Source organism: Archangium sp., from assembly GCF_057119385.1.
This window is the reverse complement of sequence record NZ_DBNGVP010000150.1, coordinates 50,674-63,185: the sequence shown is the minus strand read 5'-3', so window position 1 is coordinate 63,185 and position 12,512 is coordinate 50,674. Positions and strand designations below refer to the sequence as shown.

Sequence of the window (12,512 nt, the reverse complement as noted above, 5' to 3'; positions counted from 1 at the left end):
GGTTCAAGCTTGATCCGGAGACGGTCAAGAGACTCAAGGCGATGAGCCCACCGATCAGCGAAGCAGGCGGACAGTTCCCACCTGACCTCCAGGTAATGGAAGGGGTGCATTATGAGTAGGTCATCAGGTGCCAACGCTGACCGTCGCTGAGCTGGACCTGCCGGTTGCCGCCCCGGTGGCGGAGGACGGTGGCGGAGGATCGGCCTCCAGGTGCCGTTTCCGTCCCATGCCCCTGCCCCTTCTTGAACATCACCATGGCCAGGGGGCCCTGCGGAGAGGTGGCCACCATCTCCGCCGCCGCCACCGCCCGGGCCAGCGCCCCCTCCGAGGCGAGTGCCGCCTCCGTGGCCTCCAGCCGCCCCATGACGGCGGCCCCACCCTGCGCCTCGAACCGCGCCCCCGCCAGATGGAAGCCCGGCAGTGACTTCACCCGCGCCACCAACTGGCCCAGCGTGTGCCCGCTCAGGGTGGCCACCGCCAGAATCATCGCCCTGGCCGAGTCCTCGCCCAGCACCTTGCCGAACTCCGCGCCCGCCGCGCGCAGTTCCTCGAAGGTGGTGGCATGGTGCGCCGCATCCGCCATGCGAGCCCAGCCGTCCATCAGCCCGTACACCGTGCTCAGGCCCAGGTAGCTCATGAGCAGGAGGGTCATGCCAGCGGCGATGGCCTTGGTCGTCGGCTCGGGTACCAGCCACATCGTGCAGTAGAGCCCCACCGTCCAGACCACCATGGAAACGAGCGCTCGCACGTCCAGCAGTTCGCGCCCCAATGCGGCCTGTGTCTCGTCGAGCACGTGGCCGAGAGCGATGGACAAGGCCAGGGTGCGCCGGTCGTCGGTGCGCAGGTAGCCCCCGTCATCCAGCAGGCCCCGGCAGTCGCCCCCGCCCCGGGGCGTACACCACTGGAGATACTCCTCCCTCAGGGCCTGTTCGGCCTGGGGAGTCAGGAGGATGGGCCCCTCCTGGTGCTCGGGTATCCAGGTGTAGCCGCGGCCCGCGTAGGCCTCCAACTTCCAATAGCCCGAGGCTTCCACCCTGGACTCCTCGGGTGGCCCCAACAGCCCGAGCAACTCGTGAGCGGCTTGCCGAGGCGTTTTCTCCCCCAACCGCACATCCTGGGCGAGCCGATGAAAGGCCCGCTGGAACTCGGCCCTGGGTATGCGCACCGGCCGGGTGCCGAGGGTGCCGGGCTCCAGGAAGTCCACCACGTACACGGTGACCGACTCCAGGCCGGGCTCCACCGTGGCGACAACCCCCTCCTTGGGAGTCGGCGGAGGCGTGAGCGGGTCGTAGCGGTAGCCCGCGGAGAGGCTGCCGTGAGGGGTGCCCATGGAACAGGCGAGTTGGAAGGCAAGGACGATGAGGGCACAGGCGCCAACGCAGGGACCCAGGCGACGACCCAGAGGGCGAGCGCTGGGAAGACAATCGGACACGGCGTATCTCCGGAAGTGACGCGACACAAGAACCGTCGCTCCAGAAGGTACGCGGACCAGGGACGTGCCCGTCAAGCCACCGGGTTGACCAAGGCAGACAGGACACATCGGGCCATCTGCCAACCGGTCCGTTGTTACCTGCTCGCTCCGGCCTCGAGGGGCTCGGTCACGACCTCGACGGTGGCCGTGGTCATGAGTTGGTGGAGGGGGCCCTGGGCGGCTCAGGCCGCCTTCTCGGCGCTCTGGGCCTTGATGGCCTGGACCTCGAGGGAGATCTCGATCTTCTCGCCGACCAGGACGCCACCGGTCTCGAGCGCCTGGTTCCACTTCAGACCGAACTCCCGGCGGTCGATGGAGGTCTTCGCCTCGAAGGCGGCCTTGATGTTGCCCCAGGGGTCCTTGCCGATGCCGAGCTGCTCGGCCTCGAGCACCACCTCGCGGGTGACGTCGCGGAGGGTCAGCTTGCCGGTCACCCGGAGGCCGTTGTCCGAGGACTTCTCCACCTTCGTGCTCTCGAAGGTGATGAGGGGGAACTTCTCCACGTCGAAGAAGTCCGGCGAGCGCAGGTGCTCATCACGCTGCTGGACACCGGTGTCGATGCTCGGCGCCTCGATGCGGACGGAGACGGACGAGGCGGTGGGCTCCTGCTCGTCCAGGGACACCGTGCCGCTGAACTTCCGGAAGCTGCCGCGCACCTTGGAGATCACCAGGCGTTGTGGACGAGGCAGAAGGTAGCGGTGGCCAGTGGCCCTGATTAGATGGGGCGGGCTGGAAGAACTGTTCCACCCATGGAACGAACGCAGGAACGGGACCGGACATGGACCTCAACGAGCTCCTCGTTTTCGCCAAGGTGGTGCAGGCCGGCAGCTTCACGGCGGCGGCGCGCGGGCTGCGGATGCCCAAGTCCACCGTCAGCCGGAAGGTGTCCGAGCTCGAGGAGCGGGTGGGCGCGCAGCTGCTGCAGCGCACGACGCGCAAGCTGCGGCTCACGGACGTGGGGCAGGCCTACTACGAGCACTGCGCGCGCATCGTGGCCGAGGCGGAGCAGGCCGAGCTGGCGGTCACGCGCATGCAGGCCGCGCCGCACGGGCTGCTCCGGGTGACGGCGCCGCTCACCTTCAGCTTCCTGGGGCCGATCGTCTCGGAGTTCCTGAAGCGCTATCCGGAGGTGCAGCTCGAGCTGGTGTGCACGGACCGCTCGGTGGACCTGGTGGAGGAGGGATTCGATCTGGCCGTGCGAGCGGGACGGCTGGCCGACTCTTCACTCATCGCCCGCAGGCTCGGCAACGTCGAGCGCGTCGTCGTGGCCTCCCCGAAATACCTCCAGGAGCGGGGAGCACCCAAGAGCCCCAAGGACCTCGAGCGGCACGACTGCCTCGTCTTCGGCGCGGGGATGGAGGGGAACGTCTGGACGCTGCACTCGGGGAACAAGTCGGTCCAGGTCTCGGTGCGTGCGCGCATCGTGGTGAACGAGCCCGACATGTTGCGCGCGGTGGCGCTGGCGGGAGCGGGCATCGCGCTCCTTCCCACCCTCCCCTCCGCCACGGACCTCACCGAGGGACGCCTGCGCCGCATCCTGCCGGACTGGAGCTCGGCCGGCGCTCCGGTGCACGCGGTCTACCCGGGCACCCGGCACCACTCGCCCAAGGTGATGGCCTTCGTGGACTTCCTGCGCGAGCGCTGGCCCGAGAACCCGGCGGGCACACCGTGAGCGAGGCGCCCCGATTCCACGGATGGAACAGTGTGTCCCATGATGGGCGGCTGACGCGGAACGGTCGAAGGCCACGGGATGGGTGTCAGGAGAAACAACGCATGAGCTGGGAAGAGACGAACGACACGAGGCGGCACCCCGAGCTGGAGACGCTCATCGTCACCCGGACGCGGGATCTGGGCGATGGGTTCGAGGTGCGGCGGGCGCTGCCCTCGGCGCAGCGGCGGATGGTGGGGCCCTTCATCTTCCTCGACCAGATGGGGCCGGCGATGTTCCGCGCGGGCCATGGGTTGGACGTGAGGCCGCATCCGCACATCGGCCTGGCCACCGTCACGTATCTCTTCGACGGAGAGATCCTCCACCGGGACAGCCTGGGCATGGTGCAGCCCATCCGGCCCGGCGAGGTGAACTGGATGACGGCGGGACGAGGCATCGTCCACTCGGAGCGCACGGGGCCCGAGACGCGGGCCGCGGGCGGGAAGCTCTTCGGGCTCCAGGCGTGGGTGGCGCTCCCGAAGAAGTACGAGGAGACCGATCCTGCCTTCGTCCACCACTCCGCCGAGACGATGCCCTTCCACGAAGGAGAGGGCGTACGGATGCACCTCATCGCGGGAGCGCTCTTCGGCAAGCGCTCACCGGTGAAGACGTTCTCGGACATGTTCTACGCGGACCTGAGGCTGGAGGAAGGAGCGGGGCTGGTGCTCCCGGCCGAGCACGAGGAGCGAGCGATCTACCTCGCCGAGGGCACGGTGGAGCTGGACGGGACGGAGTTCAACGCGGGCGAGCTGCTCGTGTTCCGTCCGGGGAGCGAGATCGCGGTGCGGGCCTCCACGCAGGTGCGCATGGCCTTCCTCGGGGGCGAGCCGATGGACGGTCCGCGGTACATCTTCTGGAACTTCGTCTCGAGCTCGAAGGAGCGGCTGGAGGAGGCGAAGGCGGACTGGAAGGCGGGGCGCTTCGCCCGGGTACCTCAGGAGACGGAGTTCATCCCCCTGCCCGAGGAGCCCGCGCCCGTGCGGTATCCGTAGGGGGGTGACTACTCCCCCGTCAGTTCCTCGAAGGACGGAAGCGGAGGCGCGGGAATCAAGAACCACATCTCCTTGCGCTGGCGAACGACGAGATGGGGCTTGCCCGCGACCTCCACACGAGCCCCGAAACGGGGCTCCGCCTGAGCGCAGAGCCACTTCATGGCCTCGGACATGTCACCGAAGGAGGCCTCGACGCTCGTCACCCGCGCAGCGGCCTTCTCGACGTCCTGGAGATAATCCAGGAAGTCGTCCAGCTTTCCATTGAGCTGAATGAATTGGAGCCCGGCTACGGCGGACTTGATGGCCGCGAGGTCCTCGGGCGTACGCGCCTCTTGTTTCGCCAGCTTTCCGAGCGCGCTGAGCGTGCTCCGCAGGTCGAACTTCCCGGATGCGCTCGATGAATCGGTGCTCATGAGGTGGTTCCTAGAACAAGACGACCGGGGCCAGGATCAACACGCCTCCGGCCGCGGAAACGGCAACGAAGGCCACTCCAGCCGCCACGATGATACTTCGCAAGCACTGCGGCTCCTCGGAGTGCGGCCTGTCTCTCGGGCTTTGAGAAAGTGAACAGACCTGGGAGCCCCGCCTCGGAAGCGCTGGCCCCGTGGGCCGATGCGACACAATGCCGCACGAGCGAGCGGATCCGCCCCTGCTATGGCTGGTGTCACCTGCTCCGCTGGCCCCGCCCAGCGCATTCCGAGGTGGAAGATGAAGGTCCTCCAGAGGCCACTCCCGGCGCTGTGCCTCCTGTCCGTACTCCCCTTCCTCCAGGCGTGTGGAGGTGACGGCTCCGCCGAGAAGAAGTTCTCCGTGCGCTTCAGCCCCCAGGTGGGCACCCAGGCCCTGCGCTGCGATGCCAGCTACCCCAACATCGGCAAGTCGGGCACCACCATCGAGCTGCTCGAGTTCAAGATGTACGTGCGCGACGTCACGCTCGTGCGCGCCAACGGCGAGAAGCACGCGCTGAAGCTGGACCAGGACGGCACGTGGCAGCGGGACGCCATCGCCCTGCTCGACTTCGAGAACGGCACCGGCACCTGTGACACCGGCAGCCCCGAGACACGCCTGGAAGTGGTGGGCCGCGCCCCGGACTTCAATGACTACACCGGCCTCGAGCTCAAGGTGGGGCTGCCCGAGGAGATGAACCACCTGGACGGCGCCACCGCTCCCGCGCCGCTCAACGCCCCGGGCATGTGGTGGAGCTGGAAGGGCGGCTACAAGTTCGTGCGCCTCGAGGTGCGCAGCACGAAGAACGCCACCTGGTTCTTCCACCTGGGCGCGTCCGGCTGCACCGGCAGCACGGCCGAGGGCTACACCTGTGCCGCCACCAACCAGTCCACGGTGGCCCTGAGCGGCTTCAACCCCGAGAACAACCAGGTGGTGCTCGACCTCGCGGCCCTCTATGCGGACTCCGACCTCGACCACACCGTGGACAACAAGACGGACACCATCGCCGGCTGCATGTCGAGCCTCTCGGACCCCGAGTGCGCCGCGCTCTTCTCCCAGGTGGGCCTGATGGCGGATGGCTCGCCCCGGGACGTGCCCGCCACCTTCATCCGCGTCCGCTGAGCCACGCGAAGGCACGCCCATGCACTCCAACCTCCGCCGTCACGGGCGACCGCCGGCCCAACCCCCACACCACCCTCCTCCTGTCCACGGAGCGCAATGGCGGCGGCACCGTCGTGCTCACGCTGGAGGCCGACACGAGCGGCAACTTCTACACCACGGAGGCGGTGCCCCTGCCGGACACGCCCCTCTTCCCGAAGGTGATGAACGCCACCTCCGAGGCCTATAATTTCATGCCCTTCCCCACGGCCTCGGGCGCCTGCAACGTGTGCCACGTGGGCCGCCTGCCCGTGTTCCTCGAGTGAAAGGAGTCCCTCCAGGATGACCTCACGAGCCCTGTTGTCGTGGAGCACCGCGCTGCTGTCGGTGCTGTTGCTCACCGCGTGCGGCGAGGAGAAGAAGCCCTATGCGTGGCAGCTGCCCCCGGGCTTCCCCGAGCCCTTCGTCCCCGCGGACAACCCCATGTCCGAGGAGAAGGTGGTGCTGGGCCGCTTCCTCTTCTACGACGAGCGCCTGTCCGGCAACGGCACCATGGCCTGCGCGAGCTGCCACGAGCAGCAGCGGGCCTTCAGTGACGCCAAGGTGACGCCCAGCGGCTCCACGGGACACGCCGTCCCGCGCAACTCGCCCGGACTGGCCAACGTGGCCTACCTCGCCACGTACACGTGGGCCAACCCCGTGCTGGACACGCTGGAGAAGCAGGCCCTGGTGCCCCTCTTCGCCGAGACGCCGCTGGAGCTGGGCATGGGCACGCGCCTGGACGAGGTGCTGCAACGGCTCCGCGAGGACGCGCTCTACCTGGAGTTGTTCCGCGCGGCCTTCCCCGACGAGAAGAACCCCATCCACGAGGACAACGTCGTGAAGGCGCTCGCGTCCTTCCAGCGCACGATGCTCTCGGGCAACTCGCCCTATGACCGGTACCTCCAGGGAGACATCAGCGCGCTGTCACCCGCGGCCAAACGGGGCATGGAGCTGTTCTTCGGCGAGCGCGCCGAGTGCTACCACTGCCACAGCGGGCCGCACCTGACGAACTCCTTCCGCTCGAAGGACACGAAGCTGTCCGAGCGGGACTTCCAGAACACGGGCCTCTACAACGTGGATGGCCTGGGCGCCTACCCGGTGAACAACACCGGCCTCTTCGAGTTCACCAACAACCCGAAGGACATGGGGCGCTTCCGGGTGCCGCCGTTGCGCAACGTGGCCCTGACGGCGCCCTACATGCACGACGGCAGCATCGCCACCCTCGAGCAGGTGCTGGACTTCTACACGTCCGGCGGCCGCGAGGTGACGAGCGGACCGTACGTGGGCGATGGCCGGGCGAGCCCGCTGAAGAACCCGCTGGTGCGGCCCTTCGAGCTGAGCGCCCAGGAGCGCGCGGACCTCATCGCCTTCCTGGAGAGCCTCACGGACCTGGACTTCGTGAAGGATCCGAAGCTGAGCAACCCGTTCATCGAAGTCAACTGACAAGGCCTCGCGCCTGGCTCGTTCCAAGAGCAACCGAAACCCCACGACGGCTACCGGAGAACGCTCCCTCTCCGGGTGCGTGGTGGAAAAGTCCGTTTTCGCATATCCATCTGCATTTGCACGGAGATCGCATCCAGGCGGATGCGAAACGTGCGAGAACGCTGGAACCGGGGAGGACTCATGGCTCGTCACGTTCGCCGCCATCGGTTGCTGGGCATGGGAGTCGTTGCACTCGCGGGTCTGATGAGCGCCTGCACGGGCGAGCCACTGGAGCCCGGCGCTGGAAGCAACCACTCGCCGATGACGCAAGCGGCCACGATGATCGTCTACACCCCTCGGGGTGGGCCCGTGGACGAGTCGGACTTCGTCTGGCTCGGGCCACCGGAGAACCTGGGCGGACGGGTGCTCGAGGGGAATCCTCAAATCTTCGCCCGCGTCGACTACAGCGCGAATGGCGTGACGGCGGGGCTCTTCAAGGCGACCCGGGGCACGCTCGAGGTGACGTTCCCCTTCACGGAGCACGCCACCATCCTCCAGGGAGACGTCACCATCACGGACAGCACGGGACAGCGCCACCTGTACAAGCCGGGTGACAGCTACTTCATCCGCCAGGGACAGGTCATCACCTGGGAAGTCAAAGACAAACAGGTCATCAAGTCGTTCTTCAACGTCGTCGAGCCCCAGGAGGCCCATGTCACCCCGCTGAGGTCGCGTGACATGGAGGGAGCCCGGCATTAGAAACCGGGCTCCATGACTCCGTCGACTGCGCCTCGGACCTGCCTCGTCACGCGCCGCGAGGAGCTGGAGCAGATCCTCCAGCTCCAGGCCGCCAATCTGCGCGACCACGTCTCACCCGAGCAGGCCGTGAGCCAGGGCTTCCTCACCGTGGCCCATACGCTGGACGTGCTGGAGCGGATGCACGCGCTCGCGCCGAGCGTCATCGCGAAGGATGGGGACACGCTCGCGGGTTATGCGCTGGTGATGCCGGTGGAGGCACGTGCCTTCGTTCCCATCCTGGAGCCCCTGTTCCAGCTCCTGGAGACGCTGAGCTGGCGCGGCCGGCCGCTGCGCGAGTACCGCTACTACGTGATGGGCCAGGTGTGCGTGGCCGAGGCCTGGCGGGGCCAGGGCGTGTTCGACGCGCTCTACCGCGAGCACCGCGCGAGCTACGGCGCACGCTTCGACTGCACCGTGACGGAGGTGGCCACGCGCAACACGCGCTCGATGCGGGCCCACACCCGAGCCGGTTTCGAGCCCATCAAGACCTACCGGGACGCCACGGACGAGTGGGCCGTCGTCGTGCTGGGCCTGCGTGACGGCACACGGTAGTCCCCGGGAATGAGCGGCCCGGTTCAATGTTCCGGGCGCGCGTCTTCCGTTGTCTCTTCACCCAAGAGGGCATCACCCATGATGAATCATCGACTCACCCTTCCGACCCTTGCCGCGCTCGTCGTCCTCGCCGCGACCCCCGCGCTGGCGCAGAAGAGCATTCCGCCCGCGAAGGCTCCCGTCAGCCCCATGCAGATGGCGGCGAAGAAGCTGGATGACACCACGTACGTGAAGGTGACGTACCACTCGCCCCGCATCCAGGATCCGAAGACGGGCCAGAAGCGGGTCATCTTCGGCAAGCTGGTGCCCTATGGCGAGGTGTGGCGCCTGGGCGCGAACTCCGCCACCGAGCTGACCACGACGGGCGACATCGAGCTCGCGGGCAAGAAGCTCCCGGCGGGTACCTACGCGCTCTTCACCATTCCCCAGGCGGACAAGTGGACGCTCATCGTCAACAAGGACGTGGGCCAGTGGGGCGCCTACAAGTACAACAAGGACAATGACGTCCTGCGCGTGGACGTGCCGGTGACCAAGAGCGCGGACACCTACGAGGCCTTCACCATCGCCTTCGATGAGAAGGGCACCGCGCTCAACTTCTCGTGGGAGAACACGCTGGTCTCCGTGCCCGTGAGCCCGGCCAAGAAGGGCTGAGCGCGACGCACGGCCGGGGCCTCAGTGCACCGGGGCCCCGGAGCCGGGCGGCTGCTCTCCCAGTCCGAGCGCTGCCCGGCACGTCTTCGTGTAGAGGTCGCGGAAGATGTTGTCCGGGTCCGTCCTCTGCTTCACGGCCTGCCAGGTCTCCTTGTTCCAGATGCTCCAGAAGGTCTGCTCGTCGTAGTAGTTGTACGAGATGAGCGTCTTGGTGCCGTTGACCCGCTGCAGCTCGTCCTCGAATTCCTTGTAGATGTTGCGGCCCGGCTGCTGCTCGAGCCCGTAGACCGCGAGGTCAAGGAACAGGGGATCCTTCACGCCGGCCCACCAGCGGGGCGTCTGCCACTCGTAGTCCCACATCCGCCGGTAGGGCACGCACCACACCGGGTAGAAGTGCATCTCGCGGTGGTACCAGTCCATGAACTCGGCCGTGCGCGAGAACGGGATGAACACGTCCACGATGACCGGCGGGTTCTTCTTCGGCAGCAAGCGGTGGAAGCGCTCCGCGGCCCTCAGCACGCTGTCCGAGTGCACCAGCTTGCCGAACAGCGCCCGGCCCACGAGGCTCCTGGGCGACACGTGGGTGACGCCCCGGTCGTAGCGGTAGAGGTAGTCGTAGAGCGTGAGGTAGTCCTCCGCGCGGCGGGGAATGCTCTCGCAATACGCCTTGAGCCAGTCGTAGCGGCTCACGTACGGGGCGCGCTCCACGAAGCGGCCCACGCACAGCACGTGCTTCGCCGGGGAGAAGATCTGCCCGTCGAGGTAGTCCACATCCCGGGCGTTGAAGTAGCGCCAGATGGCTTGCTGGAAGGCCTCGAGCGTGGCGTACGTCTCGTACGTCATGTGCACGTAGGGCGCGGCGCGGATGAGCTTGAACTTCAGCTTCGAGAGCACACCGAGCGTCCCGAACGAACCGTGGATCATCTGGAACACGAGCGGGTTCTCATGCGGAGAGCAGCGCAGCACCTCTCCCTTCGCGGTGATGATCTCGTATTCCAGACACGTGTCGTGGAAGCCGCCCTCCCGGAAGGACATGGACTCGATGGAGCACCCCGCGACGGCGCCTCCGAGGGTGATGGTCTTGTGCTCGGGGACGATGATGGGCACGAGCCCGTAGCGCCACGTCGCACGGACCACCTGCTCGAAGGTGACCGCGGGCTCGGCCGTGCACGTCATCGCCACGGGATCGATCTCGAGGATCTGGTCCAGGTCGCTCAGGTCGATCTTCTCGTCGGCCCGCCGCTGGTCGTAGCGCTTGGGCACCTGATGCGGAGGTGTCTTCTTCTTGAAGGACACGGGCCGCGTGCTCGTCCGCTGCCGCAACTGCCGCGCGATCCGCTCGATCTTCGCCTCGTGACGCCCATCGCGTCGCGTGGGTTCCTCAGGCAAGAGCACGTCGGGCGCCGAGTCCATTTGCATTTCATTCCTCCGCCTTCTGAGGGTGGGGAAGCTCCCCACGCCTGGGGAGGGAGGACCCGCCCGCTCGGCCCTCGCCCGCCCGGTTGCTCAGCGGGGGTACGGGCCTGCCAGGTTACTTCGCGAGCGTGGCGCCCTCCTGCTGGAGCTGGCGGAGCACCTCTTCCTCGAACTCGCGCCCCTCGCTCCGGGCCTCGTCGGCACCACCGGAACGCACCAGGCCCGCCTTCAGCAAGCTGGAGAGGGCCTGGGAGGGCCCGGCCACCACATGCGCGACCTGGTCGGTCGTCGCCAATGCGAGCCAACGCACCTCGCTGCCCCGCGCCCGCGCCAGCGCGTTGAGGAACGTGAGCACCGCCTCCACGTCGTACCAGTCCCCGTAGGACTGGGCCCTCGTCTCGTAGCGCTTGCCCCCGCCCCAGGCGATGAGCCGGTAGGAGCCCTTGCCGGCCTCTTCCTCCTCCAACGTGGGCGGCACCTCCTCGAAGAGAACACCTGTCAGGGCGCCGGGAGCGAGCGCGGACAGCTCCCGCAGCAGGGAGTCGTGCGCGTTGGGGAACATGCCCGTCTCCGTATCGAAGACGAGGGCCCGTCCTCTCCAGAGGAGCATTTCCTCCGCGGTGGAAGCGGACTCCTCGGCAACGGCCTTGCCCGGAACAGCCGTCAGGCCGAGCCCATCCAGGTAGGCTCCGAGTGCCCCGGAGGCAGGGAAGCGCGTGAGTGCGCGCACCGTGTCCCGCATCCCCTCCGGCACGGCCCCGCGGTCCCTCGTCTTCGCCACCTCCACGGCCTTCTCGCGCGACAGCGTCGCGAGGGCTTCGAGGCAGCGAGCCACGCGCCAGTCCTTCTCGGAAGGCGCGCTGGCGCAGCCGGCGAGCAGCTCGATGCGCTCGGCGCGCGGAACCTCCTCCCGCCGGGCGAATTCATCGGGAGAGAGCGTTTCCTGGCGCAGCTGCTCGCGCGGGTCGGCGGGAGCCTCCGGACGCGAGGGCTCGTTGCGCTCGCACAGGGGCTCGCGGCCCTGGGCGCACAGGGCCTGGAAGAGGGCGCGCGCCTTGGGATGGCTCTGCCGGAACATCGCCGCCGCGAGGGTGTCGCGGAGCGAGGCGTCGGCCGTCTCCGCATGAAGCTTCAGGAGCGCTTCCGCAGCGCCCGGAGCATCCGTCTCCCCGAGCAGCATGGCGGCCGTCCGGGCGTTGATGAAGTACGGGGCCTCCTTCTCCCGGCGCACCACCTCGGCCGCCGCGCGCTCCAGCTTCGGCGAGAACGGCGCCGGAGGACGAGCGGGGTAGACGCGCCAGCGCCGTGCGTCCAGATAGGAGATAGAGGCGAAGGCGGGGGCCTCCTGCGCCTCGAAGAGGGCCTCCGCCTCCGGCTCGTCGCACCGGGCGAGCCCGAACCAGACCACCTCGCGCGCGGCGGCGGAGCGCTTCGCATCGAGCACCACGCCACGCGCCCACGCGCAGCGCCCCATGCCGCACTCGGAGAAGAGGTTCGCGTAGGCCCTGACAACCTCCGGGCTCCTGGCCCCCGAGGCCACCGCTCGATCCACCGACGCGACCAGCCGCTCGCCCATGTCGGGCTCCCCCGCGCACAGGGCATCCGTCACGTACGAGCGAGGAGGATGCTCCGGTGTCCAGGCGTTCTCTTCTCCTCGGGACAGGTCCGGCAGGGGTGCCTGGAAACGGGCGGGGACTTCGCTGTCCCGTACGTCCATCCGCGCATAACGCCAGGGTTCCACGGGAGTCGAAGCGGCTCGAGGCTCCTGACGCAAGGCCGCCGCGCTCTTGCAGGCATTCGCGCCCAGGGAGAGGACGAGCAGCAGGGGCAGGAGCAGGGACATCCGCGAGAGAAGTGAAGGGTGCATAGGGCGGGCGGCACCCTAACATCCGCACCACCCCTTGCGCTCCGCGTC

The 12,512-nt window shown here is 68.0% G+C and carries 12 protein-coding genes and 1 pseudogene; 8 read left to right on the top strand and 5 right to left on the bottom strand.

Annotated features, from left to right (window positions below; genetic code table 11):
• Nucleotides 1-124: 124 nt before the first annotated feature.
• Both sitA5 and AC16DP_RS35330 read right to left on the bottom strand, forming a co-directional pair.
• Nucleotides 125-1,432 (bottom strand): annotated as a pseudogene (gene sitA5, locus AC16DP_RS35335) (SitA5 family polymorphic toxin); the annotation flags it as partial.
• 221 nt (nt 1,433-1,653) lie between these two features.
• The gene (locus tag AC16DP_RS35330; RefSeq protein ID WP_329729173.1) at nt 1,654-2,187 is read right to left on the bottom strand and encodes a YceI family protein; all 534 of its coding nucleotides are present in this window, start codon (nt 2,185-2,187) and stop codon (nt 1,654-1,656) included.
• 62 nt (nt 2,188-2,249) lie between these two features.
• On the opposite strand from AC16DP_RS35330, the gene AC16DP_RS35325 reads away from it, so the two are divergent.
• Both AC16DP_RS35325 and AC16DP_RS35320 read left to right on the top strand, forming a co-directional pair.
• Entirely contained in the window at nt 2,250-3,143 is an 894-nt protein-coding gene (locus tag AC16DP_RS35325) for a LysR family transcriptional regulator (protein ID WP_329729169.1), read from the top strand.
• A 101-nt stretch (nt 3,144-3,244) separates the two neighbouring features.
• Nucleotides 3,245-4,171, top strand: coding sequence for a pirin family protein (locus AC16DP_RS35320; RefSeq protein WP_329729168.1), 927 nt, complete (start codon nt 3,245-3,247; stop codon nt 4,169-4,171).
• Between the two features lie 8 nt (nt 4,172-4,179).
• Here AC16DP_RS35320 and AC16DP_RS35315 read toward each other — a convergent pair whose 3' ends face one another.
• Nucleotides 4,180-4,584 carry a hypothetical protein gene (locus tag AC16DP_RS35315; protein ID WP_329729167.1) on the bottom strand — a complete coding sequence of 135 codons (405 nt, stop codon included), beginning with the start codon at nt 4,582-4,584 and terminating at the stop codon, nt 4,180-4,182.
• Between the two features lie 295 nt (nt 4,585-4,879).
• Between AC16DP_RS35315 and AC16DP_RS35310 the strand changes: the two genes are divergently transcribed.
• From AC16DP_RS35310 to AC16DP_RS35285, 6 genes are all read left to right on the top strand, one after another.
• Complete coding sequence (locus tag AC16DP_RS35310; RefSeq protein WP_329729166.1) at nt 4,880-5,740, top strand: MbnP family copper-binding protein; 861 nt, start codon at nt 4,880-4,882, stop codon at nt 5,738-5,740.
• Between the two features lie 113 nt (nt 5,741-5,853).
• The gene (locus AC16DP_RS35305) at nt 5,854-6,042 is read left to right on the top strand and encodes a hypothetical protein (protein WP_329729165.1); all 189 of its coding nucleotides are present in this window, start codon (nt 5,854-5,856) and stop codon (nt 6,040-6,042) included.
• A 16-nt stretch (nt 6,043-6,058) separates the two neighbouring features.
• The gene (locus tag AC16DP_RS35300; RefSeq protein WP_329729164.1) at nt 6,059-7,201 is read left to right on the top strand and encodes an MbnH family di-heme enzyme; all 1,143 of its coding nucleotides are present in this window, start codon (nt 6,059-6,061) and stop codon (nt 7,199-7,201) included.
• 180 nt (nt 7,202-7,381) lie between these two features.
• Nucleotides 7,382-7,939: a cupin domain-containing protein gene (locus AC16DP_RS35295; RefSeq protein WP_329729163.1), complete on the top strand. Its 558-nt coding sequence runs from the start codon at nt 7,382-7,384 to the stop codon at nt 7,937-7,939.
• A gap of 12 nt (nt 7,940-7,951) precedes the next feature.
• Nucleotides 7,952-8,530, top strand: coding sequence for a GNAT family N-acetyltransferase (locus AC16DP_RS35290; RefSeq protein ID WP_329729162.1), 579 nt, complete (start codon nt 7,952-7,954; stop codon nt 8,528-8,530).
• A gap of 78 nt (nt 8,531-8,608) precedes the next feature.
• The gene (locus tag AC16DP_RS35285; RefSeq protein WP_329729161.1) at nt 8,609-9,181 is read left to right on the top strand and encodes a DUF2911 domain-containing protein; all 573 of its coding nucleotides are present in this window, start codon (nt 8,609-8,611) and stop codon (nt 9,179-9,181) included.
• 21 nt (nt 9,182-9,202) lie between these two features.
• Here the strand turns inward: AC16DP_RS35285 and AC16DP_RS35280 are convergent, their stop codons facing one another.
• The gene (locus AC16DP_RS35280) at nt 9,203-10,600 is read right to left on the bottom strand and encodes an FAD-binding oxidoreductase (protein ID WP_329729160.1); all 1,398 of its coding nucleotides are present in this window, start codon (nt 10,598-10,600) and stop codon (nt 9,203-9,205) included.
• A gap of 112 nt (nt 10,601-10,712) precedes the next feature.
• The gene (locus AC16DP_RS35275; protein WP_329729159.1) at nt 10,713-12,464 is read right to left on the bottom strand and encodes a hypothetical protein; all 1,752 of its coding nucleotides are present in this window, start codon (nt 12,462-12,464) and stop codon (nt 10,713-10,715) included.
• Between the last annotated feature and the right edge of the window lie 48 nt (nt 12,465-12,512).